The sequence below is a fragment of the Streptococcus sp. 2_1_36FAA genome, from assembly GCF_000161955.2.
Taxonomy (GTDB): Bacteria; Bacillota; Bacilli; order Lactobacillales; family Streptococcaceae; genus Streptococcus; species Streptococcus gordonii.
Map to the genome: position 1 here is coordinate 1 of NZ_KI391975.1, position 25,139 is coordinate 25,139.

The 25,139-nt window shown below is 41.3% G+C and carries 17 protein-coding genes and 12 tRNA genes; 25 read left to right on the forward strand and 4 right to left on the reverse strand.

Translation table 11 applies throughout. The features are described from left to right. Positions 1–117 precede the first annotated feature (117 nt). From HMPREF0847_RS05260 to HMPREF0847_RS05315, 12 genes are all read left to right on the forward strand, one after another. Positions 118–190: transfer RNA gene (locus tag HMPREF0847_RS05260), tRNA-Val, on the forward strand. 7 nt (positions 191–197) lie between these two features. After that, positions 198–268, forward strand: a tRNA-Gly gene (locus HMPREF0847_RS05265). 36 nt (positions 269–304) lie between these two features. After that, positions 305–378 (forward strand) — tRNA-Ile (locus HMPREF0847_RS05270). 14 nt (positions 379–392) lie between these two features. Continuing rightward, positions 393–464 (forward strand) — tRNA-Glu (locus tag HMPREF0847_RS05275). A gap of 11 nt (positions 465–475) precedes the next feature. Next, positions 476–565 (forward strand) — tRNA-Ser (locus tag HMPREF0847_RS05280). A gap of 19 nt (positions 566–584) precedes the next feature. Further along, a tRNA-Met gene (locus HMPREF0847_RS05285) sits at positions 585–658 on the forward strand. 3 nt (positions 659–661) lie between these two features. Further along, positions 662–734: transfer RNA gene (locus tag HMPREF0847_RS05290), tRNA-Phe, on the forward strand. An 18-nt stretch (positions 735–752) separates the two neighbouring features. After that, positions 753–833: transfer RNA gene (locus tag HMPREF0847_RS05295), tRNA-Tyr, on the forward strand. Positions 834–842: 9 nt separating this feature from the next. After that, positions 843–913: transfer RNA gene (locus tag HMPREF0847_RS05300), tRNA-Trp, on the forward strand. 12 nt (positions 914–925) lie between these two features. Continuing rightward, a tRNA-His gene (locus HMPREF0847_RS05305) sits at positions 926–998 on the forward strand. A gap of 13 nt (positions 999–1,011) precedes the next feature. Further along, positions 1,012–1,083 (forward strand) — tRNA-Gln (locus HMPREF0847_RS05310). A gap of 10 nt (positions 1,084–1,093) precedes the next feature. Beyond that, a tRNA-Leu gene (locus tag HMPREF0847_RS05315) sits at positions 1,094–1,177 on the forward strand. 693 nt (positions 1,178–1,870) lie between these two features. Here HMPREF0847_RS05315 and HMPREF0847_RS05320 read toward each other — a convergent pair. Then, positions 1,871–3,127 (reverse strand): MFS transporter, encoded by a 1,257-nt coding sequence (locus tag HMPREF0847_RS05320; RefSeq protein WP_008810082.1) that lies wholly within the window; start codon positions 3,125–3,127, stop codon positions 1,871–1,873. Positions 3,128–3,753: 626 nt separating this feature from the next. Here HMPREF0847_RS05320 and HMPREF0847_RS05325 point away from each other — a divergent pair. The 9 genes from HMPREF0847_RS05325 (at position 3,754) to HMPREF0847_RS05365 (ending at position 11,668) form a co-directional block, all read left to right on the forward strand. Further along, the gene (locus HMPREF0847_RS05325) at positions 3,754–4,197 is read left to right on the forward strand and encodes a zinc-dependent MarR family transcriptional regulator (protein ID WP_008810081.1); all 444 of its coding nucleotides are present in this window, start codon (positions 3,754–3,756) and stop codon (positions 4,195–4,197) included. Further along, positions 4,194–4,904, forward strand: coding sequence for a metal ABC transporter ATP-binding protein (locus HMPREF0847_RS05330; protein WP_008810080.1), 711 nt, complete (start codon positions 4,194–4,196; stop codon positions 4,902–4,904). Before HMPREF0847_RS05325 ends, HMPREF0847_RS05330 begins: the two co-directional genes overlap by 4 nt. Continuing rightward, positions 4,897–5,703, forward strand: a complete 807-nt coding sequence (locus tag HMPREF0847_RS05335; protein ID WP_008810079.1) for a metal ABC transporter permease — start codon at positions 4,897–4,899, stop codon at positions 5,701–5,703. The genes HMPREF0847_RS05330 and HMPREF0847_RS05335 overlap by 8 nt, the downstream gene beginning before the upstream one ends. Before the next feature lie 9 nt (positions 5,704–5,712). Then, positions 5,713–7,215: a zinc ABC transporter substrate-binding protein AdcA gene (locus tag HMPREF0847_RS05340; RefSeq protein ID WP_008810078.1), complete on the forward strand. Its 1,503-nt coding sequence runs from the start codon at positions 5,713–5,715 to the stop codon at positions 7,213–7,215. Between the two features lie 148 nt (positions 7,216–7,363). Then, on the forward strand, positions 7,364–7,795 hold the full coding sequence (locus tag HMPREF0847_RS05345) for a CopY/TcrY family copper transport repressor (protein WP_008810077.1): 432 nt from the start codon (positions 7,364–7,366) through the stop codon (positions 7,793–7,795). Between the two features lie 7 nt (positions 7,796–7,802). Then, the gene (locus tag HMPREF0847_RS05350) at positions 7,803–10,049 is read left to right on the forward strand and encodes a heavy metal translocating P-type ATPase (protein ID WP_084624306.1); all 2,247 of its coding nucleotides are present in this window, start codon (positions 7,803–7,805) and stop codon (positions 10,047–10,049) included. A 20-nt stretch (positions 10,050–10,069) separates the two neighbouring features. After that, positions 10,070–10,279 carry a heavy-metal-associated domain-containing protein gene (locus HMPREF0847_RS05355; RefSeq protein ID WP_008810075.1) on the forward strand — a complete coding sequence of 70 codons (210 nt, stop codon included), beginning with the start codon at positions 10,070–10,072 and terminating at the stop codon, positions 10,277–10,279. 136 nt (positions 10,280–10,415) lie between these two features. Then, positions 10,416–11,027 carry a DUF6287 domain-containing protein gene (locus HMPREF0847_RS05360; protein WP_008810074.1) on the forward strand — a complete coding sequence of 204 codons (612 nt, stop codon included), beginning with the start codon at positions 10,416–10,418 and terminating at the stop codon, positions 11,025–11,027. 95 nt (positions 11,028–11,122) lie between these two features. Then, positions 11,123–11,668, forward strand: coding sequence for a DUF6287 domain-containing protein (locus HMPREF0847_RS05365; protein ID WP_008810073.1), 546 nt, complete (start codon positions 11,123–11,125; stop codon positions 11,666–11,668). A 25-nt stretch (positions 11,669–11,693) separates the two neighbouring features. Here HMPREF0847_RS05365 and HMPREF0847_RS05370 read toward each other — a convergent pair whose 3' ends face one another. Together HMPREF0847_RS05370 and HMPREF0847_RS05375 are read right to left on the reverse strand one after the other, a co-directional pair. Continuing rightward, positions 11,694–12,554 carry a putative RNA methyltransferase gene (locus HMPREF0847_RS05370; RefSeq protein ID WP_008810072.1) on the reverse strand — a complete coding sequence of 287 codons (861 nt, stop codon included), beginning with the start codon at positions 12,552–12,554 and terminating at the stop codon, positions 11,694–11,696. Positions 12,555–12,636: 82 nt separating this feature from the next. After that, on the reverse strand, positions 12,637–12,945 hold the full coding sequence (locus HMPREF0847_RS05375) for a YciI family protein (RefSeq protein ID WP_008810071.1): 309 nt from the start codon (positions 12,943–12,945) through the stop codon (positions 12,637–12,639). 87 nt (positions 12,946–13,032) lie between these two features. Here HMPREF0847_RS05375 and HMPREF0847_RS05380 point away from each other — a divergent pair, with 87 nt between their 5' ends. Continuing rightward, on the forward strand, positions 13,033–13,347 hold the full coding sequence (locus HMPREF0847_RS05380) for a winged helix-turn-helix transcriptional regulator (RefSeq protein WP_020992694.1): 315 nt from the start codon (positions 13,033–13,035) through the stop codon (positions 13,345–13,347). 94 nt (positions 13,348–13,441) lie between these two features. On the opposite strand, the gene tyrS is transcribed toward HMPREF0847_RS05380, so the two are convergent. Next, a complete protein-coding gene (gene tyrS, locus HMPREF0847_RS05385) occupies positions 13,442–14,698 on the reverse strand; it encodes a tyrosine--tRNA ligase (protein WP_008810069.1) in 1,257 nt (418 codons plus the stop codon). 177 nt (positions 14,699–14,875) lie between these two features. Here tyrS and pbp1b point away from each other — a divergent pair, with 177 nt between their 5' ends. The 3 genes from pbp1b (at position 14,876) to rpoC (ending at position 25,099) form a co-directional block, all read left to right on the forward strand. Next, positions 14,876–17,416 carry a penicillin-binding protein PBP1B gene (gene pbp1b / locus HMPREF0847_RS05390; protein ID WP_020992695.1) on the forward strand — a complete coding sequence of 847 codons (2,541 nt, stop codon included), beginning with the start codon at positions 14,876–14,878 and terminating at the stop codon, positions 17,414–17,416. A gap of 422 nt (positions 17,417–17,838) precedes the next feature. Continuing rightward, on the forward strand, positions 17,839–21,411 hold the full coding sequence (gene rpoB, locus HMPREF0847_RS05400; protein WP_008810067.1) for a DNA-directed RNA polymerase subunit beta: 3,573 nt from the start codon (positions 17,839–17,841) through the stop codon (positions 21,409–21,411). Between the two features lie 40 nt (positions 21,412–21,451). Then, positions 21,452–25,099: a DNA-directed RNA polymerase subunit beta' gene (gene rpoC, locus HMPREF0847_RS05405; protein WP_008810066.1), complete on the forward strand. Its 3,648-nt coding sequence runs from the start codon at positions 21,452–21,454 to the stop codon at positions 25,097–25,099. Positions 25,100–25,139: the final 40 nt, after the last annotated feature.

The following is a 25,139-nucleotide window of genomic DNA, read 5'->3' on the forward strand; positions in this document are numbered from 1 at the left end:
AGGATTAACTTCCTTTTTGGGAGTTTAGCTTAGTTGGAATTGAGAGGCATTCGAGATTCCAATCGGCGGATAAGAGAAACGCAGTTTCTCACCGTTGGCTGAGTTAAACGACCTCTTGGGAGTTTAGCTCAGCTGGGAGAGCATCTGCCTTACAAGCAGAGGGTCAGCGGTTCGATCCCGTTAACTCCCATATTCAAGCGGGTGTAGTTTAGTGGTAAAACTACAGCCTTCCAAGCTGTTGTCGCGAGTTCGATTCTCGTCACCCGCTTTGAACGAAAGGTTCATACCAAGTTTGTAATAACTTGGGCGCGTAGCTCAGGTGGTTAGAGCGCACGCCTGATAAGCGTGAGGTCGGTGGTTCGAGTCCACTCGTGCCCATTTGAATATTTTATGGTCCGTTGGTCAAGGGGTTAAGACACCGCCTTTTCACGGCGGTAACACGGGTTCGAATCCCGTACGGACTATATCATTTCTTGGAGGATTACCCAAGTCCGGCTGAAGGGAACGGTCTTGAAAACCGTCAGGCGTGTAAAAGCGTGCGTGGGTTCGAATCCCACATCCTCCTTTTAGTTGAATAATAGTATCGCGGGATGGAGCAGCTAGGTAGCTCGTCGGGCTCATAACCCGAAGGTCGTAGGTTCAAATCCTGCTCCCGCAATAAGGCTCGGTAGCTCAGTTGGTAGAGCAATGGATTGAAGCTCCATGTGTCGGCGGTTCGATTCCGTCTCGCGCCATTTTATTAATATGATTTTGGAAGGGTAGCGAAGAGGCTAAACGCGGCGGACTGTAAATCCGCTCCTTCGGGTTCGGGGGTTCGAATCCCTCCCCTTCCATAAACCTTTACGGGCATAGTTTAAAGGTAGAACTAAGGTCTCCAAAACCTTCAGTGTGGGTTCAATTCCTACTGCCCGTGTTTGATAATATGGCGGGTGTGGTGAAGTGGTTAACACACCAGATTGTGGCTCTGGCATGCGTGGGTTCGATCCCCATCACTCGCCTATTTATTAATATTGGGGTATAGCCAAGCGGTAAGGCAAGGGACTTTGACTCCCTCATGCGTTGGTTCGAATCCAGCTACCCCAGTTAAACTTGAGCCGGCGTGGCGGAATTGGCAGACGCGCTGGACTCAAAATCCAGTGTCCGCAAGGACGTGCCGGTTCGACCCCGGCCGCCGGTATAGCTTAAGTTTACTGAAGAGACAAGATTTGTGGACCTTGTCTTTTTTTGAGTTACTAATTTTTCCATTATTAAATATTATATCAAGTTTATAAGTCAATAGTTTCTGTTTGCTTGGGGACAAGTGATAATATGAATTAATTGTTATAGTAGAATACCACCTTGTCATTGATTGATTTGAGTGTTTCAAATCATGATTTTTTATTTTTTTTAAACCTTTTATCTATTATATTTTTTATTCTGATTTTATTTCAATGATTTACAAGCCCAATAGAAGTTGGAATGGTGGGGTTGTGTATAGTAATGAAGAAATGGTTGAGAAATTCAGAGATTTTAACAGTTAATTGTTCCTTAGAGATTTTTTAAGATTGTGAAAAAGTGGACCGAGTTTATAGAATAAGCATAGAAAGTGAAAAAGCTATAGAATTGGGAGATCTAATTTCTTCAGTCGAAAATTTAATGAATGTTACCAGCAAGTATACAGGAGTCAAATCTACGAACAGGGTTAAATTATTTATAAATGATGTTTAGTATCTATTTAAAAAATTTGATTATTTCATATTGACTTATCTAAAAAGTTGACTCATATTTTAAGTTTTACTTATTGAGTCAGGTTAGTTGTTGTTAGCATTCAAAAAAAGACAAGGTTTTTTCACCTTGTCTTTTTAGTTTTAGTGTTGCTTTTGTTTCAATTTCAATAAGTGCCTTCTTTTTGGAGTATTCTATATATTCGAGGTAACATCATCATCGTATAGATCAGGAGAGAAACCCCTCCAAATATGAATATCAGACCTCCGTTTATGTCCTTTTGAAATAGATAAGTAAATACAATGGTACCTATCGGCATGATAGACGTATTTAGTGTGAACAAAGTACTCATTACTCTTCCTAAATAATTCGTTTCAATGCTACTTTGAAGATAAGTCATGACGACAATATTTAGAATAACGAGAGTAAATGCGATGATTCCCATGAATAAACCGCCAACGGAAGAAATAATCACTTGGGTTTTACTAGTTGCAAATGTAATTCCCAAACCAACGATAGCGATGGTTAGAAGAAAAAGTGGAACGCGAATTCTATAAGAGAGAAGTGTATTATTTTCTTTTTTGTCTGGCAATAGTGACATCGACACACTGGCTGATAACATTCCAACCGCAGACATAGTTTCTAGGATACCTACTGTTGCATTATCTAATAAGAGTTGCTCTTTGACTACAAATGGGACTCCAATGCTAATGGAAGTATAAAAGAAATTCAGTACAACACTAACAAGAATAATATATTTGACAATCTGATTTTCTTTTAAAAATCGGATAATTTCTTTGACTCCATGTTGATGTTTTTCATTCTGTTTAATCTCAGTTTCCTGTTCTTCGTGTTCATAGAAGAATTTCATTGTAAGTAAGATACCTAAAGCAAGGAAATTTGCAATGATTTCTATTAGAATAAAGCCTGAGAAGCCTAACCAATTATAAAAAATGACTCCAATAGCTGGAGAGAGCATGGTTGCAATAGAGATGGCGGTTTGTGTAACAGAACTTAATCGCTGAATTTTTGTATCGTTTACCAACTCGTGGATAGAAGCTGAATAACAAGTATCATTAATGTTAACTGTAATAGAGTGGAGGATGACAAACGGTATTACTAAATACAAGATAGTAGCTGAATTCGTTAAAAAATAAAAAACATAAAACAGAAAGAAGATGAAGAGCCTGAAGATGAAATTATAAATTAAGATCTTTTTATGACGGTATCGGTCTACTAAATTACCGATTGGAACCAAGAAAATCAAACTGACTAAAGGATAGATGATCATATTGATTCCAAAACTCATTGCCGATTTTGTTTGGTCCAGTAACATTAATCCTAAAGCGAAATTAAAAGCTTTTCCACTTAAAGAACTAATAAAACTACTAATAAAGTCTTTGATGATTTGTCTATTAGACATTTCATCACTTATTAAATTCTTAATATTAATCCCCTCCATTCGTGTCAACATTGCTTCGGTTATCTAATCCTATTCAATGAACCTGTGTTGTAAGGTAATTGGAATATTAGATAAACCATAATTTTTGTTATTAAGATTTTATCAATTATGCTAATAAAAGTATATTAAAAAATGTAGAAAGAAAGTATTTTTTAGATCAGCAGTTGTATTATTCAACTACTAAGAAATAAAAGGAATGACTCACTGTTTATGGAAGTAATTATTTAAGAGAGGAGGATGAGTTACCAATAAGTTACAGAAATTTGAAAAATGAGTCTATTTTCGAGATTCGAAAGTCCTAAAACCCTATTAAACCAAAGTTATAAGATTTCAAAAAGTATTCGTAGAACTCAAAATTCAGTGTCCTCATAGAAGTACTGGTTCGACCCCGGCCGTCAGTATAGCTTAAGTTTATTGGATTTTTTATCTCTTTTTTATTGTGTTTACTTTGTTGATTTTAAAGTAAATGATTTAGTTTGTATTAATTTTTTGATTCTAGTTTAACTTTTTATTTGATTCTTTTTTTAATTGTGTTATAATTAACCAGTGAAATATTAACTGGTTAAGTAAAGAGAGGGAGGGAAATCATGTCACAGTTAGCTCATAAGATTGATTCTTTTTTAAATGAGATTATTTTGAAGGCTGAGAATCAACATGAGATTCTAGTTGGTTTATGTACGAGTAATGTTGCTTTAACGAATACACAAGAACATATTTTGATGTTGTTAGCTGAAGAGATGTTGACCAACTCTGATTTAGCTAAAAAATTAAATGTAAGTCAGGCCGCTGTAACGAAGGCTGTTAAGTCTTTAATAAATCAAGGGATGTTGGAGACTTTCAAAGATAAGAAGGATGCTAGAGTAACTTTTTATCGCTTAACTGAATTAGCACAGCCAATTGCTGATGAACATGAGCATCATCACGCTCATACCTTGGAAACTTATCAAAGTTTACTGGATAGATTTTCTCAAGATGAACAGCAAGCAATTGAAAAATTTTTGGAGGCCTTAGTGGGAGAAATTGGGAAATGAGATATATAACAGTGGAAAATTTATCTTTCTACTATGATAAAGAACCTGTTCTAGAACATATTCATTATTTTTTGGATAGTGGAGAGTTTGTTACGCTGACAGGGGAGAACGGAGCTGCTAAGACTACTCTGATCAAAGCTAGTTTAGGTATTTTGCAGCCTAAGCATGGAGAGGTTAAGATTTCTAAGACAAATACTCAAGGAAAGAAACTAAGGATTGCTTATCTACCTCAGCAGATTGCTAGCTTTAATGCTGGTTTTCCTAGTACGGTATATGAGTTTGTCAAGTCGGGACGTTATCCGCGTAAGGGTTGGTTTCGTCGTTTGAACGAGCATGATGAGGAACATATCAAGGTAAGTCTGGAGTCGGTTGGAATGTGGGAACATCGAGATAAGCGGATTGGTTCTCTTTCTGGCGGGCAAAAGCAGAGAGCTGTGATTGCTCGGATGTTTGCTTCAGACCCAGATATATTTGTCCTAGATGAGCCAACAACAGGGATGGATGCAGGCAGTAAAGATGATTTTTACAAGCTCATGCACCATAGTGCTCATAAGCATGGGAAAGCTGTCTTGATGATTACGCACGATCCGGAGGAAGTCCGTAAGTATGCTGACCGTAATATTCATTTGGTTCGGAATCAGGACTCACCTTGGCGCTGTTTCAATGTGCATGAAAGCGATAATGGACAGGAGGTGAGTCATGCTTAATCTATTTTCTTATGATTTTATGCAACGAGCCTTTTTGGCAGTTATTGCCATGAGCCTCTTCTCACCAATTCTGGGGACCTTCCTGATTTTACGTCGGCAGAGTCTTATGAGTGATACGCTTAGTCACGTTTCACTGGCAGGTGTTGCTTTTGGCTTGGTTCTGGGCTTGTCACCGACTCTCACAACGGTGATTGTGGTCATGATAGCAGCAGTCTTTTTAGAGTACTTGCGGACTATTTATAAGAATTTTATGGAAATCGGTACGGCTATTCTCATGTCTACTGGCTTAGCTATTTCTCTGATTGTTATGAGTAAGGGGAAGAGTTCTAGCTCGATGAGTTTGGATCAGTATCTATTTGGCTCCATTGTGACGATTAGTACGGAGCAGGTGATTTCTCTTTTTGTTATTGCCACTGTGGTACTTGTCTTAACCTTCCTCTTCATTCGGCCTATGTACATCTTGACCTTTGATGAGGATACGGCATTTGTGGATGGGCTGCCGGTGCGGACTATGTCTATTCTCTTTAATATTGTGACGGGAGTTGCAATAGCCCTCATGATTCCGGCTGCGGGAGCTTTGCTGGTTTCGACCATTATGGTCTTGCCGGCCAGTATTGCTCTGCGGATTGGGAAAAACTTTAAATCGGTTATTTTGCTAGCAAATATCATCGGTTTCTTTGGTATGATTGCTGGTCTGTATATTTCTTACTATGCAGAGACGCCAGCAAGCGCTAGTATAACAATTATTTTCGTCAGTTTGTTTTTACTGGTCAATTTGATCAAAAAATTTGTGAAATAGGAGTGAAAAATGAAGAAAATTAGCTTACTATTAGTTGGTTTATTGAGTGTATTCTTGGTGGCTTGTTCCAATCAGAAAAAAGCAGATGGCAAGCTCAATATTGTCACGACTTTTTATCCCGTTTATGAGTTTACCAAGCAGGTGGCTGGAGATGAAGCCAACGTTGATCTTCTAATTGGTGCTGGAACAGAGCCACATGATTATGAACCTTCTGCAAAGGCGGTTGCGACGATTCAGGACGCAGATGCCTTTGTCTATGAAAATGAAAATATGGAAACTTGGGTACCAGATTTGCTCAAGACATTGAAGAATAAGAAGGAAACTGTAATCAAGGCGACTGGAAAGATGCTCTTACTTCCTGGAGGAGAAGAGGAAGACGACCATGATCATGGTGAAGAGGGACACCATCATGAGTACGATCCTCATGTTTGGCTGTCTCCAAAGCGGGCCATTCAAATGGTGGAGCACATCCGAGATAGCTTGAGCAAAGCTTATCCTGACAAGAAAGCTGCTTTTGAGAAAAATGCTGCAGCTTATATCAAGAAGCTAGAAGCCTTGGATAAGGAATATGAAGCTGGTTTGGCTAATGCCAAGCAAAAGAGCTTTGTTACTCAACACGCTGCCTTTAACTATCTAGCATTGGACTATGGTTTGAAGCAGGTTCCAATTTCTGGACTTTCACCAGACAGTGAACCATCGGCTTCACGCTTGGCTGAATTGACCGAGTACATCAAGAAGAATAAAATCAAGTATATCTACTTTGAAGAAAATGCTTCTCAGGCCTTAGCTTCCACTTTGGCTAAGGAAACAGGAGTAGAATTAGATGTCTTGAATCCACTGGAAAGCTTGACCGAAGAGCAGACAAAGGATGGGGCAGACTATATTTCGATCATGCAGGCTAATCTAAAGGCACTTAAGAAAACGACTGATCAAGAGGGAGCAGAGATTGCAGCTGAGAAAGAAGAAGATACTAAGACTGTTCAAAATGGCTACTTTGAAGACAGTGCCGTCAAGGATCGGTCCTTGTCTGACTATGCGGGCGAATGGCAGTCTGTATATCCTTATCTGAAGGACGGTACCTTGGACCAAGTCTTTGACTATAAAGCGAAGTTGACTGGAAAAATGACAGCTGCTGAATACAAGGACTACTATGATAAAGGCTACAAGACAGATGTTTCCAATATCAATATCACAGATAAAACTATGGAATTTGTGGTAGATGGAAAATCCAAGAAATATACTTATAAATACGTTGGTAAGCACACTCTGACATACTCTAAGGGAAATCGTGGAGTTCGATTTATGTTTGAAGCGACAGATAAAGATGCTGGCCAGTACAAGTATGTTCAGTTTAGCGATCATAATATTGCACCGACCAAGGCGGCTCATTTCCATATCTTCTATGGTGGTGAAAGCCAGGAGGCCCTCTTTGATGAGCTGGAAAACTGGCCAACCTACTATCCAAGTAAGTTGACAGGTCAAGAAATTGCCCAAGAGATGTTGGCACACTAATATAGAAAAAGTTGAGAAGACGGGATTATCCCGCCTTCTTTTTTGTATCTCGGAAGGTATCGATAAAAATACTTGACAAATCTCGATTACAAATGTAAACTAATAAAGTATTGAATTACAAATGTAAATAATAAGGAAGTGTTAAACAATGGAACAGCAAAATATTAGCCAAGCAGAATGGCAAGTTATGCGCGTGTTATGGGCATATCCGCATAGCCGTAGCACAGAGATTATAGCGCGTTTGGAGGCAGACTTCTCATGGAAGCCGGCAACCATCAAGACCCTTTTGAATCGCCTCAAGACAAAAGAATTTATTGCCATGGAAAAGATAGAGGGTAAGTTCTACTATGATGCTCGTATTTTAGAATCAGATCATCTGGAAAGTACTTTGCAGGCTCTCTTTGATAATATCTGTAACACCAAGCATGGAGAACTTTTGATTTCGATGATTGAGAGAAGTCAGTTCAGCCAAGGAGATTTGCAGTTGCTTAGTCAGGCCATTGATAAGAAAAGGGCTTCAGCCCCACTAGAAATTGAATGCCATTGTCCGCAAGGTCAGTGTCGCTGTGGTCGTAGATAAGGAGATTATGATGGAGAAAAAAGAATACAAGCTATCAGGAATGACCTGTGCAGCTTGTGCTATGACAGTTGAGATGGCGGTCAAGGATTTAGAAACGGTCGAGGATGTTAATGTCAATCTAGCCACAGAACGTCTCAGTTTAGTTCCTAAGGCGGGATTTGATAGTCAGCAAGTTCTAGATGCGGTAGCTGAGGCCGGTTATCAGGCTGAAGAAAAAGGCATAGCCAAACCGTCTGATGTAAACGAAGAGGCTGTAGCCAGAGCGCAAGCATTACGAAGAAAGAAACAAGAGCTACTGATTCTTTTGCTTACGGCTCTGCCTTTGCTTTATATCTCTATGGGAAGTATGGTTGGCCTTCCCATGCCTAGCTTCTTTGATCATATGGCGCATCCCTTGGTCTTCGTTCTGTCACAACTGCTTTTAACGTTGCCAGCTGTGTGGATCGGTCGTGGCTTTTATCAGAGAGGATTTCGCAATCTTATCAAGCGCCATCCTAATATGGATAGTTTGATTGCGGTGGGGACCAGCGCAGCGTTTCTTTACAGTCTCTACTCGGTCAGTCAGGTTTTTCTAGGTCATCATCCCTTTGTCCATCAGCTTTACTTTGAGTCTGTTGCAGTGATTATTACCTTGGTTCTTCTGGGCAAATATCTGGAAAGTTCAGCTAAGGGGAGAACGTCTCAGGCAATTCAGTCTCTGCTTGAGTTGGTGCCTAGTCAGGCGACAGTGATTCGCTATGGTGAGGCTGTGACCATTGATACAGAGGATATCCGAGTTGGAGACATTATCCGTATCAAACCAGGAGAGCGTATGCCAGTAGATGGCCTTGTGACGGAGGGGCAGACCTTTGTGGATGAGTCCATGATGACTGGTGAAAGTGTCCCAATTGAGAAAAAGGTTGGCGATACCATTACCAGTGCAACGATCAATCAGAATGGAAGTATTGACTACCAAGCAACTAGGGTGGGTTCGGATACGACCTTAGCTCAGATTGTCAGATTGGTGGAGGAAGCGCAGGGGTCTAAGGCACCGATAGCGGCTTTAGCCGATAAGATTTCGCTCTATTTTGTTCCAATCGTGCTGAGCTTAGCTACTTTGTCTGCGCTTGGCTGGTATTTTCTAGCTGGTGAGAGTCTTAGCTTTTCTCTGTCAATCTTTATCGCAGTCTTGGTCATTGCCTGCCCTTGTGCGCTAGGATTAGCCACTCCGACAGCTATAATGGTTGGGACTGGTAAAGGGGCTGAAAATGGAATTCTGATTAAGTCTGGACAAGCTTTGGAAGCAGCATATCAACTGGATACTATTATTCTTGATAAGACTGGGACGATTACGGTTGGTAAGCCTAGTCTGACAGATCTACTACCCTTGGGCGATTTGAATCGGTCTGACTTGTTGCAGCTAATAGCTAGTGCTGAGCAGCATTCTGAGCATCCTTTGGCTCAGGCTATCTTGGAAGCGGCTGAAGAGGAAGAGCTTAACTTACTGCCAGTCAGCCATTTTGAGGCCATAGTTGGACGAGGCTTGGCAGCTCAGGTCGAGGGCAGACGGCTTCTGGTGGGAAATGAGTCTTTGATGAAAGAAAAGAACATTGACTGCGGTGCTTTTCAAGAACAGTTGTTAGAGCTTTCCCAAGAAGGAAAGACAGCTATGTTTGTCGCAATAGATGGACAGCTGGCTGGTATTCTAGCGGTAGCAGATGAGATGAAGTCCAGCAGCCTGTCGGCGGTGAGTGAACTCCAGTCTATGGGGCTGGAAGTTATCATGCTGACAGGGGATCGTGAGGAAACAGCGAAAGCTATTGCCCAGAAAGCTGGCATCCAAAAAGTTATCGCAGGTGTATTGCCAGATGGTAAGGCCACTGCTATTAAGAGCTTGCAGGAAGCTGGGAAAAAACTGGCTATGGTCGGAGACGGTATCAATGACGCACCTGCTCTGGTTCAGGCAGATGTTGGGATTGCTATCGGATCAGGCGCTGATGTAGCTATCGAATCAGCAGATGTAGTGCTCATGCATAGTGACTTGCAGGATGTGGTCAAGGCTATCAAGCTTAGCCAGGCGACCATTCGCAATATCAAGGAAAATCTTTTCTGGGCCTTTGCTTATAATACATTAGGCATCCCGATAGCAATGGGTCTATTACATCTTTTTGGTGGTCCCTTACTCAATCCTATGTTGGCTGGTCTAGCCATGAGCTTGAGCTCAGTATCGGTTGTCGTCAATGCTCTGCGTCTAGGACGCTTTAAAATGAACTAAGTATACGGAGGAATAAATCTATGAAACAAACAGTCCAATTAGAAAACTTATCTTGTCAAAACTGTGTCAAACACGTCACCCAGCATTTCCTATCTATGGAGGGAGTGTCAGATGTGGCTGTGGACATAGAAAAACAGACAGCTCAAGTGACAACGGATAAACTTTATAGTGTATCTGACTATGAAGCGGCTTTAGCTAAAACGATTTATAAGGTCTTATCAGTTGATTAATGCTTAATTTAAGATAAGATCTCACTTTCTTTTGAACCTGCTTGGTCTCTCATTGTAATATTTTGTAAAACATCTTGACTTAATATTACAATTCTATTACAATGAAATAAAGAACCGGTTAAGGGGAGGAAATTATATGAGTAAGAAGCTACTTATTGGCTTAATCACAGCATTGTTTATCGTTATAGCAGTCGTGTTTATTTATTTTAAATTTTTTACCATTTCTGAAAATAAACCTTCCTCAACAACTTCACAGTCCAGAATTAGCACAAGTCAGTCTAGCCAAAGCTCAACCAAGAAGGAATCAAGTGAGGATTCTAGTAGCGTAACAACTAATTCGACCTCAGAGAAACCTTCAAATGAGACTGGAAAACCGAGTGACCAAGCAGAAGGTAAGGAGCAAATAAAGGCTCGTTCAACTGTATTTGATTTTAATGCGATGACTCATGGGAATTTTACAAGCGTAAAAGGGACATGGAAGAATGCTGAAGGTCAGACAATTACCTTTGATGAGAAGGGCATAGTGGCTGATGAAACTAGCATTTCTTCTTTCAACTATGATGCTGCAGGCAATTTGATCGTAAATGTTCAAACGGGATTAACAGGTTATTCAATCTGGTTTGTGATGAAGGGAAATGCCATTGTACCAGAAGGAGATACTTCTGATACAAATCGTGATAGAATTTTTGCAGGTCAAGGAATGCCAGAAGATATCGCAAGTGCAGCTTACTACCGAGTTGATCAGTAAGACGGTTGCTAAATTAATAGAAAAAAGATACAATAAGTCCTATACTAGAAAATAGAAAAGGGCTTATTTTTTAAGCCTGACAAATGAGGAAAAATATGAAAAAAAGAATATTGTTAACAACTATTTTAATAGCTTTAGGAGGAGGACTAGTCTTGTCAGGATGTTCTGGAAAAGGAGAAACAAAAGAGAGTTCAGCTTCTTCAAGTCAAATAGCATCTTCGAAGAGTTCAGTAACTTCGACCAGCTCTGAATCCAGTAAGACTTCAGAAAGTTCTACAAGCCCTAGTCAGGAAACGGAGAAAAAAATGAACATTAGTGAATTGGCTGATGGAAATTTTGCAAGTATCCAAGGGACTTGGCAAAATGATAAAGGGGAACAACTTGTATTTGATGAAAATGGTCTAGTTTCAGCTGAATATGAATTTGGCGGTGCTTCCTTAACCGACTACGGAACAGCAGCTGGCGGTGTATATGGTGGCCAAACAGGAGGTTTCTTGCTAGAATTTATTCCAAGTGGTGTCAAGCTTGCTGATACAGAAAACTTTAAAGATAGCTCTGATACTAGTCGTGACCGCCTTTGGACTGGGGTTGGTATCCAGTCCTTTGCTGAACAAGGTAGTTTTTACTATCGTATTAAATAAGAGAAGATATTAAAAAGACAAGCTTTTAAAGCTTGTCTTTTTTGCTTTTTCCAATCAGAATGGTAGCAGAAATGGTAATTTCTGTGAGATCAGACCAATCAATTTCTTCCTGCTTAATATGAAAGAGGAGGGGGGTCATGCCAATGAGAGCTTCCTTTTGGATTTCATTGATTGGATAGGTGACAGTAACCTCTTTTTGTTCAAGAATTTCAAATGAAGTCTTAAAATGGTCTAGTATATCCTGGTTAGAATAATCTTGCTTTTGCAGTTGCCCAGCAACTTTTTTGCGGATTTCCTGAACATGCTGACTGGTAGGAATGACCTTGAGCAGGAGTCCTTGTTTAGTCAATACACGTTGGAATTCCTGGTAGTTTGCAGGAGAAAAAATATCTAAAATAAGATCAATACTATGATGTTTGATAGGAAGTTTGGCCAAATCTCCCACAAACCAATTGATAGAAAGGCTAGTATCAGTCTTGCTAGCTAGCTGGATGGAGTCTTTGGAAATATCAAAAGCATAGAAATCTTTGTCTGGGAAAACTTTTTGCAATTCCATACTATAGTATCCTTGGCCACAACCAACATCTAAAATAGTTTGAGTATCAGGTGATTGTTGCAAAAAAACTTCAATTTCCTGTAAAATATGTTGGTAAAAGCCAGCCTCTAAGATGATTTGGCGCTGAATAAAGTTGTCTTTATCATAGTCTTTTGATTGTCTTATCTGGGGTGCTAAGTTTACGTAACCGTATTTTGCAATGTCAAAAGAATGGCGGTTGCTACACTTGAGACTAGTCTCGACCAATCTCAGATTTTCTTGGCAGATGGGGCAGGCAAAGGCACTAGCAGAAGTAAAGCGCTGGAGTTTAGGTTTGAGGTTTGTATTCATACTAGTAGTGTAACAAAAGAGCATCTATATAGCAAACAATCTGACGATTTTGGATTTCTTTAATTGCGCTAGTTTATCAAATTTATTTATTTCCATCGACTTGATTGGTTAGTAAAGTTTTCAATTCAGGACAATATTTACTTGCCTCAAATTCAATGATATCATATTGGGCAATCTTATTTTTGTAGAATGGGTCTTGCCTAATGATTTCTTGAACAACTTCTTTATTCTTACCTTGCATAAGGATAATTCCTCCAGTTCTTGGATTTTTTCTACCAGATGCAATAAACAAACCTTCCGCATAATAATGGTTCAGAAAATTTATGTGTTCTTGTAAATATTTTTCAACTGCCTCAAGTGGCTCAATATAGGTAAGATTTATAATAAACATAAATAACTCCTTTAAAATAAATGATAAAAAGATTATAATGCTTTATAAATAAGTTGTAAAGTAGGCACATTTTTGTAAGGAGAAAAAATGTTAACAAATAAAAATTGGAACTGTAGTATGTCTCGGGTTTTAGATGTTGTTGGTGGAAAATGGAGGCTGAATATATTATGGGTTATAAACAAGAATAAGAAAGTCCGCTTCAATCAATTGAGAAGAGAAGTTGAAGGGATTACAACTATCAGTCTAACACGTGGACTAGATGTTTTGATAGAGAACCAATTGGTTGAGAAATTTGATTTTGAGACTATGCCACTCCATACAGAATATCAGCTAACAGAAAAAGGTAAATCACTGATGCCGATTTTAAAGGACTTAAATCAATGGGGAAAAGAATGGCTGTAATAACTTTTTAGCTGGGGAGTGACCTTACATAATTCTAGGGAAAAGTATATAAGAAAACCACGAAGTTCATACGAAACTTCGTGGTTTTACTTTCTTAATAAGTCAAGACAAAGTATTTTTTCTTACCACGGCGGATGACGGTCAATTCATTTTCTAATTTGTCTGCATCGCTCAAAGTATAGTCAAGGTCTTGGATGCGGTCTCCATTGACGTAGATAGCTCCGTTTTGGACATCTTCACGCGCCTGACGTTTGGAATTAACAACTCCAGCAGTAACAAGTAAATCAACAATGTTGAGGTTGTCTTCTGCTTGGACTTGATAATTTGGAACACCACGGAGTCCTTGTTTCAGCTCTTTAACAGAAAGGTTCTTAATATTTCCTGCAAATAGCTGTTCTGTAATATTTAAGGCTTCTTGGTAAGCTTTTTCGCCATGAACTAGAGTGACCACTTCACGTGCTAAGATTTTCTGAGCCAAACGTTCATGTGGTGCTGCCTCAAACTGCTTGCGGATCTCCTCAATCTCATCTAAGCTTAGGAAGGTGAAAATTTTAAGGAAACGAACGGCATCATCGTCCATGACATTCATCCAGAATTGGTACATTTCATATGGGCTTGTCTTGTCAGCGTTCAGCCAAACAGCATTTCCTTCTGATTTACCAAATTTCTTACCGCTAGCATCGGTGATAAGAGGAACAGTAATGACGTGTCCAGTCTTGTCAGCTTTACGACGCAAGAGTTCTGTTCCAGCAGTCATATTTCCCCATTGATCAGAACCACCAATTTGCAGAGTAACATTGTGTTTTTGATTTAAGATGAAAAAGTCGTATCCTTGCATGATTTGGTAGGCAAATTCAGTATATGAAATCCCTGTTTCAATCCGTTTTTTAACAGATTCTTTACTCATCATGTAGTTGACTGTGAAGTATTTTCCAACGTCACGTAGGAAATCGATAAAACTGATATCTGAAAACCAGTCGTAGTTATTAACCATTTCAGCTTTGTTCTGGCCGTTTTCAAAGTCAAGCAAGCCTGCAAGCTGCCCTTGGATGCTTTTAACCCAGCCTTCTACGGTTTCTTTGGTTTGTAAACTACGTTCAGCATCCTTAAAAGATGGGTCGCCAATAAGACCAGTTGCTCCTCCAACTAAGGCGTAAGGTTTGTGTCCAGCCAACTGTAGGCGACGGCTTGTTAAGATGGCTACAAGGTGACCAAGGTGCAGGCTGTCTGCTGTTGGGTCATATCCAGTATAATAAGAGACTTGACCTTCTTCTAGTTCTTGGCGCAGGGCTTCTTCATCAGTAGTTTGAAAAATCAACCCACGTTCTTTGAGCTCATCAAAAATGTGCATGTCTGTCTCTCCTTTTCAAAGTTTTAAATTCATTCTCCCATTGTATCACAAACCAGGAAAAGAGTGTAATAAAATTGCAAAAAAACTAGTAAAAAATCTTCCCAAGCTCTTGTAAATCGCGCTGTTCTTGTCATATGGACGAAGATTTTGATATAATAGGCAATACGAGGATATAATATGTTGGAACAAAAAGTAAAAAAGTTTCTTGAAATTTTAAAACCATTTATTAAAAAAATTCAGATCCTATGGAAAAAAGTGGCTGAAAAATCTCGCCTTTTCTTTGGGAAAATTTGGAAGTGGCTGGGGTCTAAGCTACAAACTGATGGAGAGCCTTGGTCTCCTATGGATATTGGGGCTACTGTCTTGCGAACAATCAAGCTTCTTTCGAATACCCTGTTCGTCCTTTTGTTTCTGGGATTTTTATTTGGTGCAGGGATTGCGACTGGCTATGCCTTAAATTTATTTAATAATGTAGCAGTACCCGAAAAAGATACTTTGATCCAGAAAGTTCAAGATATATCAGCTATTTCAGAATTAACGTATGCTGATGGTAGCCTGATTTCGACAATAGATAGTGACCTGATAAGGGTTACGGTGGGTAGCTCGGCGATTTCTGAAAATGTTAAGAAGGCTGTAATTGCAACAGAAGATGAGAACTTTATGAGCCATAAGGGAGTCGTTCCTAAGGCTGTTTTACGGGCCACTCTGGGGTCAGTAGTTGGAATTGGTTCTGCTAGTGGTGGTTCCACTATTACGCAGCAGGTTATCAAACAGCAAGTTGTTGGAGATGCTCCTACCTTTAATCGTAAAGCAACAGAAATCATTGACTCCTTAGCATTAGAGCGCTATATGAGTAAGGATGAAATTCTGACAACCTATCTCAATGTATCACCTTTTGGTAGAAATAATAAAGGCCAAAATATAGCTGGTGTTGAAGAGGCTGCTAAGGGAATTTTTGGTGTTAGCGCAAGTAAATTAACAGTGCCTCAAGCAGCTTTTATTGCGGGATTGCCTCAAAGTCCAATTGTATACTCTCCCTACACGGCAAAGGGGACTTTGAAAGATTCAAAGGACATGGCCTATGGTTTGGAGAGGGCTAAGGACGTTCTTTATAATATGTACCGGACAGGTGCTTTAAGCCAAGATGAGTACAATCTTTATAAAGATTATGATTTGACCAAAGATTTTTTACCTGCTGGAAATGTTGAAACGGCATCACGTGGCTATCTATATTATCAAGCCAAGTCTGAAGCTGAGGATGCCATGTATCAGTATCTCATCAAGAGAGATAATGTTTCCCAACAAGATCTGAAAAATACAGCCACTGTTAAGGCCTATAAGGAATTAGCAGCAAAAGAACTAAGTGAAGGTGGCTATACCGTTAAAACCACAATTAATAAGGCGGTTCATAACGCCATGCAAAATGCTGTTGCTGCATATGGTGGAATCTTAGATGATGGAACTGGACAGGTTCAAGTTGGGAATGTTCTTTTAAATAACCAGACTGGTGCTGTCCTAGGGTTTATCGGTGGAAGGAATTATGCCGAGAATCAAAATAATCACGCTTTTGATACGGAGCGTTCACCTGGTTCGACCATCAAGCCGATTTTAGCCTACGGGATTGCAATTGACCAAGGTCTGATGGGAAGTGCAAGTGTCCTATCAAATTATCCGACAACCTTCTCAAGTGGAGATCCTATCATGCATGCGGACAGTCGAGGGACGGGGATGATGGATTTGCAAGAAGCCCTGAATACTTCTTGGAATATTCCTGCCTATTGGACCTATAAGCTCCTGCGTGAAAAAGGAGTTAATGTCAAAGGTTACATGGATAAAATGGGTTATTCAATTCCTGACTATACAATTGAAAGTCTACCATTGGGAGGAGGGATTGAAGTCTCTGTTGCCCAGCATACCAATGGTTTCCAGGCGCTAGCTAATAATGGGACTTATCAGAAGCGCTATATGATTGAAAAGATCAGTGATAGATCAGGTAAAGTTATTTATGAACATAAGGCTAGCCCTGTCCAGGTCTATACACCAGCGACAGCGACTATTATGCAAAGCTTGATGCGAGGAGTCTTGGAATCTGGGTCTACAACGACTTTTAAATCACGACTAGCGCAAGTAAATGGTGGTTTGTTGAGTGCTGACTGGATTGGGAAAACAGGAACTACCAATGTCAATGGTGATATGTGGCTGATGCTTTCAACGCCAAAGGTAACTTTGGGAGGTTGGATAGGACACGATGACAATACTTCGATGGGGGCTCTAACTGGCTATAATAATAACGCAAGCTACATGGCCAATCTTGTAAATGCCATCTATCAAGCAGATCCAAACGTCTTTGGTATTAGCGATCGTTTTAACCTAGATTCTAGTGTTATCAGTTCAGAAGTTTTAAAAGCTACTGGAACAAAACCTGGTCGTACGACCGTTAATGGCCGTGATATTTCATTGGGCGGTCAAACAGTTACTAGCTACTGGGCTAAGAATGGAGCACCAGCTTTATCTTATCGTTTTGCTATCGGTGGCACAGATAGCGATTTACAGCAGGCTTGGGCGGCACTTGCTGGAAACCAAACTTCTGACCGTCGGGGCAAAGAAGAGAAAGAAAAAGAGAGCGAGACAAGAAACGAAAAAGAAACGAGCAGTTCGAGTAAAAAACAAGAAGATTCCTCTACAGATAAAAATTCTAGTCAAAGCCAGACAAATTAAAATAAAAAGGCTTTCATAATGCCGATAATCTTGCATTTTCAGGCAGAATAAGGTACAATATTATTAATAATTTGTCGTCTGCTTTTTTGAAATATTGTCCAAAAGAGCTTACAGCAGTTAAATCAAACTTTCATAAGTCAGATTTAGCTGCTCTTTTTGTGCCTATTTTTAGGAAAAACGAGTTATGTAACCATAATTTAATTTTTCTGAAAATTAAACAAGAGGGACTGATTGTAGCTGTTTTGCAGTTTGACAAAACAGAATAGAGGAATTGCCTCTGAAAAGATTTAATTGAACTCGCCCTAAAAGAGCCGGTAAGAAGTTCCTGGTTAGAACAAAATCATTTTCTTCTGAATCTAAAATCTGGAATTTCTTTAAGCTTTGTTGATGGGCTGCGTATCTTACTATAAAGGAGTAAAAACTTGGCAGGACATGACGTTCAATACGGGAAACATCGTACCCGTCGTAGTTTTTCAAGAATTAAGGAAGTTCTTGATTTACCTAACTTAATTGAGATTCAAACAGATTCTTTTAAAGACTTCTTGGATCATGGTTTGAAGGAAGTTTTTGAAGATGTGCTTCCAATTTCAAACTTTACCGACACTATGGAGCTGGAGTTTGTCGGTTATGAAATTAGGGAACCAAAATATACGCTGGAAGAAGCACGGATTCATGATGCCAGCTACTCAGCGCCAATTTTTGTGACTTTCCGTCTGATTAACAAGGAAACTGGTGAAATCAAGACTCAGGAAGTCTTCTTTGGTGATTTCCCTATTATGACTGAAATGGGAACCTTCATCATCAATGGTGGTGAACGGATTATCGTATCCCAGTTGGTACGTTCTCCAGGGGTTTACTTCAACGATAAAGTCGATAAAAACGGTAAAATCGGCTATGGATCAACTGTTATTCCTAACCGTGGAGCATGGTTGGAACTGGAAACAGATTCAAAAGACATTGCCTATACTCGTATTGACCGGACGCGTAAGATTCCATTTACAACTTTGGTTCGTGCGCTTGGTTTCTCAGGTGATGATGAAATCTTTGACATTTTTGGTGATAGCGACTTAGTGCGCAATACTATCGAAAAAGATATTCACAAAAACCCTATGGATTCCCGTACAGATGAAGCTCTGAAAGAAATCTATGAGCGTCTCCGTCCAGGTGAACCTAAGACAGCTGAAAGTTCTCGTTCACTTCTTGTCGCTCGCTTCTTTGATCCACATCGCTATGATTTGGCAGCTGTTGGACGCTACAAGATCAATAAGAAGCTTAACATCAAGACTCGTTTGCTGAACCAAACAATTGCTGAGCCTCTTGTGGATGCTGAAACAGGTGAAATCCTTGTTGAAGCGGGAACTCTTATGACTCGCAGTGTGATTGACAGTATTGCAGAGCAGTTGGACAATGGTTTGAACAAAATCACATATATTCCAAATGATTCAGCTGTTTTGACAGAGCCTGTAGAGCTTCAAAAGTTCAAAGTTGTGGCACCAAATGACCCAGACCGTGTTGTGACCATTATTGGGAACGCGAATCCATCTGATAAGGTTCGGACTGTAACCCCTGCTGACATTTTGGCTGAGATGAGCTACTTCCTCAACTTGGCAGAAGGTATCGGTCGTGTGGACGATATTGACCATTTGGGGAACCGTCGTATTCGTGCGGTTGGTGAGCTTTTGGCTAACCAAGTTCGTCTGGGACTTTCTCGAATGGAGCGTAACGTTCGTGAACGGATGTCTGTTCAGGATAATGAAGTTCTCACACCGCAACAAATCATTAATATTCGTCCAGTAACTGCGGCAATTAAAGAATTCTTTGGTTCTTCACAGTTGTCACAGTTCATGGACCAACACAATCCGCTGTCTGAGCTTTCTCACAAACGTCGTCTATCTGCCTTAGGACCTGGTGGTTTGACACGTGACCGCGCTGGTTATGAAGTGCGGGACGTGCACTATACTCACTATGGTCGTATGTGTCCGATTGAAACACCTGAAGGACCAAACATTGGTTTGATCAATAACCTGTCTTCTTATGGACACCTTAATAAATACGGATTTATCCAAACGCCTTACCGCAAGGTAGATCGTGAAGCTGGTGTGGTAACTAACGAAATCGTTTGGTTGACAGCTGATGAAGAAGATGAGTTTATCGTAGCGCAGGCCAACTCTAAGCTTAATGAAGAAGGTGGTTTTGCAGAGCCTATCGTTATGGGACGCCACCAAGGTAACAACCAAGAATTCCCATCAGATCAAGTAGATTACATGGATGTATCGCCTAAGCAGGTAGTTGCCGTAGCGACAGCATGTATTCCATTCTTGGAAAATGACGACTCCAACCGTGCCCTCATGGGTGCCAACATGCAACGTCAGGCCGTGCCTTTGATTGATCCAAAAGCGCCTTATGTTGGTACTGGTATGGAATACCAAGCGGCTCACGATTCTGGTGCTGCAGTCATTGCCCAGCATGATGGTAAGGTCACTTATGCAGATGCAGATAAGGTTGAAGTTCGTCGTGAAGATGGATCACTTGATGTTTATCATATTCAAAAATTCCGTCGTTCTAACTCAGGAACTGCATATAACCAACGTACCCTTGTTAAAGTTGGCGATGTCGTAGAAAAAGGTGACTTTATCGCCGACGGACCTTCTATGGAAAATGGAGAAATGGCCTTGGGACAAAACCCAATCGTTGCCTACATGACATGGGAAGGTTACAACTTCGAGGATGCGGTTATCATGAGCGAGCGTCTGGTGAAAGACGATGTCTACACCTCTGTTCACTTGGAAGAATACGAATCAGAAACACGTGATACAAAGCTTGGGCCTGAAGAAATTACCCGTGAAATTCCAAACGTAGGGGAAGATGCCCTACGCAATTTGGACGAAATGGGTATTATCCGTATCGGAGCGGAAGTTAAAGAAGGCGACATCCTAGTCGGAAAAGTAACTCCGAAGGGTGAAAAAGATCTTTCTGCTGAAGAGCGCCTCTTGCACGCTATCTTCGGAGACAAGTCTCGCGAAGTTCGTGATACGTCTCTCCGTGTACCTCACGGGGCTGATGGTGTCGTTCGTGATGTGAAAATCTTTACCCGTGCAAATGGTGATGAGCTACAATCTGGTGTTAATATGCTGGTTCGTGTCTACATCGCTCAAAAACGTAAGATCAAGGTCGGAGATAAGATGGCCGGTCGTCACGGAAACAAAGGGGTTGTATCCCGTATCGTTCCTGTGGAAGACATGCCTTACTTACCAGATGGAACACCAGTAGATATCATGTTGAACCCACTCGGGGTACCATCTCGTATGAACATCGGTCAGGTTATGGAGCTCCACCTTGGTATGGCAGCACGTAATTTGGGCATTCACATTGCGACTCCAGTCTTTGACGGAGCTAGCTCAGATGATCTTTGGGATACTGTTCGTGAAGCTGGTATGGATAGTGATGCTAAGACAGTTCTTTATGATGGTCGTACCGGTGAGCCATTTGACAACCGTGTCTCTGTCGGTGTCATGTACATGATCAAGCTCCACCACATGGTAGATGACAAACTCCACGCCCGCTCAGTAGGACCTTACTCAATGGTTACCCAACAACCACTCGGAGGTAAAGCTCAGTTTGGTGGACAACGTTTTGGTGAGATGGAAGTTTGGGCCTTGGAAGCTTACGGTGCTTCTAACGTTCTGCAAGAAATCTTGACTTACAAGTCAGATGATGTCAACGGACGTTTGAAGGCTTATGAAGCTATTACTAAAGGGAAACCAATTCCAAAACCAGGTGTGCCAGAATCCTTCCGCGTTCTTGTTAAAGAATTGCAATCTCTTGGTCTGGACATGCGCGTTCTCGACGAAGATGATAATGAAGTAGAACTGCGCGACCTAGACGAAGGAGAAGACGATGACGTGATTCACGTTGACGATCTTGAAAAAGCGCGCGAAAAAGCAGCTCAAGAAGCGAAAGCAGCCTTTGAAGCTGAAGGAAAAGGAAAAGAATAAGAATTCACACTGACTAGAAAATGAAGAAAGGTAAGAAATAGTGGTTGATGTAAATCGTTTTAAAAGTATGCAAATCACCCTAGCTTCTCCCAATAAGGTCCGTTCATGGTCTTACGGGGAAGTGAAGAAACCTGAAACAATCAATTACCGCACACTTAAACCAGAACGCGAAGGTCTCTTTGACGAAGTTATTTTTGGCCCAACCAAGGATTGGGAATGTGCTTGTGGTAAGTACAAACGGATTCGTTACAAGGGAATTATTTGTGACCGCTGTGGTGTTGAAGTAACCCGCGCTAAAGTTCGTCGTGAACGTATGGGGCACATCGAATTGAAGGCACCTGTTTCACATATTTGGTACTTTAAAGGAATTCCAAGCCGCATGGGACTCACTTTGGATATGAGTCCTCGTGCTTTGGAAGAAGTCATTTATTTTGCGGCTTATGTGGTCATTGATCCTAAGGATACACCGCTAGAGCACAAGTCAATTATGACTGAACGTGAGTATCGTGAACGTTTGCGTGAGTACGGTGCAGGCTCATTTGTAGCGAAAATGGGAGCGGAGGCTATTCAAGATCTCTTGAAACAAGTAGATTTGGAAGCTGAAATTGCTGTTCTCAAAGAAGAATTAAAAACTGCGACTGGACAAAAACGTGTGAAGGCAGTTCGTCGCTTGGACGTTTTGGACGCCTTCTACAAGTCTGGTAATAAACCAGAATGGATGGTTCTCAATATCCTGCCAGTCATTCCGCCAGATTTGCGTCCGATGGTTCAGCTGGATGGTGGTCGTTTTGCGGCTTCTGACCTTAATGACCTCTATCGCCGTGTTATCAACCGGAACAATCGTTTGGCGCGCTTGCTTGAGTTGAATGCACCTGGTATCATCGTGCAAAATGAGAAGCGTATGCTTCAAGAAGCGGTAGATGCTTTGATTGATAATGGTCGTCGTGGTCGTCCGATCACAGGACCAGGTAGCCGTCCACTTAAATCATTGAGCCACATGCTCAAAGGTAAACAAGGTCGCTTCCGTCAAAACTTGCTGGGTAAACGGGTTGACTTCTCAGGACGTTCTGTTATCGCCGTTGGTCCAACTCTTAAGATGTACCAATGTGGTGTGCCACGTGAAATGGCGATTGAGCTCTTTAAACCATTCGTGATGCGTGAAATCGTTGCGCGTGATATCGTGCAAAACGTAAAAGCCGCTAAACGTTTGGTAGAACGTGGAGATGAGCGCATCTGGGATATCCTGGAAGAAGTAATCAAGGAACACCCAGTGCTTCTTAACCGCGCACCGACCCTTCACCGTTTGGGAATTCAGGCGTTTGAGCCGGTTCTGATTGACGGTAAGGCTCTTCGCTTGCACCCACTGGTCTGTGAAGCCTACAATGCCGACTTTGACGGTGACCAAATGGCCATCCACGTACCATTGTCTGAAGAAGCGCAGGCTGAAGCTCGTATCCTCATGCTAGCTGCTGAGCATATTTTGAACCCTAAAGATGGTAAACCAGTTGTAACGCCATCTCAGGATATGGTCCTAGGTAACTACTACCTGACTATGGAAGAAGCAGGTCGCGAAGGCGAAGGTATGGTCTTCAAGGATATGGATGAAGCTGTCATGGCTCTTCGTAATGGTTATGTGCACTTGCATACTCGTGTAGGTATCACAACCGATAGCCTGGCGAAACCATGGACTGAGTCGCAAAAACATAAAATTTTGATGACCACAGTTGGTAAAATTCTCTTTAATGCGATTATGCCGGAGGAATTGCCTTATCTGCAAGAGCCAACCAATGCTAACTTGACTGAAGGTGTTCCGGATAAGTACTTCTTAGAATCAGGAAAAGATATCAAGGAAGCCATTCAAGCTCTTGAATTGAATGTACCATTTAAGAAGAAAAATCTTGGGAATATTATCGCTGAAATCTTCAAACGCTTCCGTACAACAGAAACATCTGCCCTGCTTGACCGCTTGAAGAACTTGGGTTACCACCATTCTACTTTGGCTGGTTTGACAGTGGGTATCGCTGATATTCCGGTTGTCGAAGATAAGGCTGAGATTATCGAAGAATCTCACAAACGTGTAGAACAAATCACTAAACAATTCCGCCGTGGTATGATCACAGACGACGAACGCTACAATGCTGTCACTGCTGAATGGCGTGCTGCCCGTGAAAAACTTGAAAAACGTTTGGTTGCCAACCAAGATCCGAAGAACCCTATCGTTATGATGATGGACTCTGGAGCGCGTGGTAACATCTCAAACTTCTCACAGCTTGCCGGTATGCGTGGTTTGATGGCTGCGCCAAACGGACGTATCATGGAATTGCCAATCTTGTCTAACTTCCGTGAAGGTTTGTCAGTACTCGAAATGTTCTTCTCAACTCACGGAGCTCGTAAAGGTATGACGGATACGGCCCTTAAGACAGCCGACTCTGGTTACCTGACACGTCGTTTGGTTGACGTTGCTCAAGACGTTATCATCCGTGAAGACGACTGTGGAACAGATCGTGGACTCCTGATTACTTCTATCACAGATGGTAAGGAAATGATCGAACCTCTTGAAGAGCGTTTGGTTGGTCGCTATACTAAGAAATCTATTAAACATCCTGAGACAGGGGAAGTCCTAGTTCCTGCTGATGTTCTTGTAACTGAGGATATGGCACGTCAAGTGGTTAATGCTGGTGTGACGGAAGTCACAATCCGCAGCGTTCTAACATGTAACACTCGCCATGGTGTCTGCCGCCACTGTTATGGAATCAACTTGGCAACTGGTGATGCGGTTGAAGTGGGTGAAGCAGTCGGAACAATCGCTGCTCAATCTATCGGGGAACCTGGTACTCAGTTGACTATGCGTACCTTCCACACGGGTGGTGTTGCTTCAAGCTCAGATATCACTCAAGGTCTTCCTCGTGTCCAAGAAATCTTTGAAGCCCGCAATCCGAAAGGGGAAGCGGTCATCACTGAGGTCAAGGGTGAGGTTACAGCTATCGAAGAAGATGCATCTACTCGTACCAAGAAGGTCTTTGTTAAAGGTCAAACTGGTGAAGGTGAGTATGTGGTGCCATTTACAGCTCGCATGAAAGTTGAAGTGGGTGACCAAGTGTCTCGTGGTGCGGCTTTGACCGAAGGTTCTATCCAACCTAAGCACTTGCTGGCTGTTCGTGATGTCTTGTCCGTTGAAACTTACCTGCTTGCTGAGGTACAGAAAGTTTACCGTAGCCAAGGGGTAGAAATCGGAGACAAACACATCGAAGTAATGGTTCGTCAAATGATCCGTAAAGTACGTGTCATGGATCCAGGTGATACAGATCTTCTCATGGGAACTCTTATGGATATTACAGACTTTACAGATGCTAACCGTGATGTAGTTATCTCAGGTGGTGTACCTGCGACAGCTCGTCCAGTCCTCATGGGAATCACCAAAGCTTCCCTTGAGACAAACAGCTTCCTGTCTGCAGCTTCCTTCCAGGAAACAACTCGTGTCTTGACTGATGCGGCTATCCGTGGTAAGAAAGACCATCTGCTTGGACTTAAGGAAAATGTTATCATCGGTAAGATTATCCCTGCTGGTACTGGTATGGCTCGCTACCGTAACTTGGAACCACAAGCTATCAATGAAGTAGAAATTATTGATGAAGTTGTGGTGACTCCAGAAGACGTAGAGTCTACAGAAACACTAGTAACAGAATAAGATGAAAGAAACTCGTTTTAAAAACGGGTTTCTTTTTTAT

Coding starts and splice junctions, on each gene's coding strand:
- HMPREF0847_RS05320 (WP_008810082.1), bottom strand. CDS start 3,127: ATGTCTAATAGACAAATCATCAAAGACTTTATTAGTAGTTTTATTAGT.
- HMPREF0847_RS05325 (WP_008810081.1), top strand. CDS start 3,754: ATGTCACAGTTAGCTCATAAGATTGATTCTTTTTTAAATGAGATTATT.
- HMPREF0847_RS05330 (WP_008810080.1), top strand. CDS start 4,194: ATGAGATATATAACAGTGGAAAATTTATCTTTCTACTATGATAAAGAA.
- HMPREF0847_RS05335 (WP_008810079.1), top strand. CDS start 4,897: ATGCTTAATCTATTTTCTTATGATTTTATGCAACGAGCCTTTTTGGCA.
- HMPREF0847_RS05340 (WP_008810078.1), top strand. CDS start 5,713: ATGAAGAAAATTAGCTTACTATTAGTTGGTTTATTGAGTGTATTCTTG.
- HMPREF0847_RS05345 (WP_008810077.1), top strand. CDS start 7,364: ATGGAACAGCAAAATATTAGCCAAGCAGAATGGCAAGTTATGCGCGTG.
- HMPREF0847_RS05350 (WP_084624306.1), top strand. CDS start 7,803: ATGATGGAGAAAAAAGAATACAAGCTATCAGGAATGACCTGTGCAGCT.
- HMPREF0847_RS05355 (WP_008810075.1), top strand. CDS start 10,070: ATGAAACAAACAGTCCAATTAGAAAACTTATCTTGTCAAAACTGTGTC.
- HMPREF0847_RS05360 (WP_008810074.1), top strand. CDS start 10,416: ATGAGTAAGAAGCTACTTATTGGCTTAATCACAGCATTGTTTATCGTT.
- HMPREF0847_RS05365 (WP_008810073.1), top strand. CDS start 11,123: ATGAAAAAAAGAATATTGTTAACAACTATTTTAATAGCTTTAGGAGGA.
- HMPREF0847_RS05370 (WP_008810072.1), bottom strand. CDS start 12,554: ATGAATACAAACCTCAAACCTAAACTCCAGCGCTTTACTTCTGCTAGT.
- HMPREF0847_RS05375 (WP_008810071.1), bottom strand. CDS start 12,945: ATGTTTATTATAAATCTTACCTATATTGAGCCACTTGAGGCAGTTGAA.
- HMPREF0847_RS05380 (WP_020992694.1), top strand. CDS start 13,033: ATGTTAACAAATAAAAATTGGAACTGTAGTATGTCTCGGGTTTTAGAT.
- tyrS (WP_008810069.1), bottom strand. CDS start 14,698: ATGCACATTTTTGATGAGCTCAAAGAACGTGGGTTGATTTTTCAAACT.
- pbp1b (WP_020992695.1), top strand. CDS start 14,876: ATGTTGGAACAAAAAGTAAAAAAGTTTCTTGAAATTTTAAAACCATTT.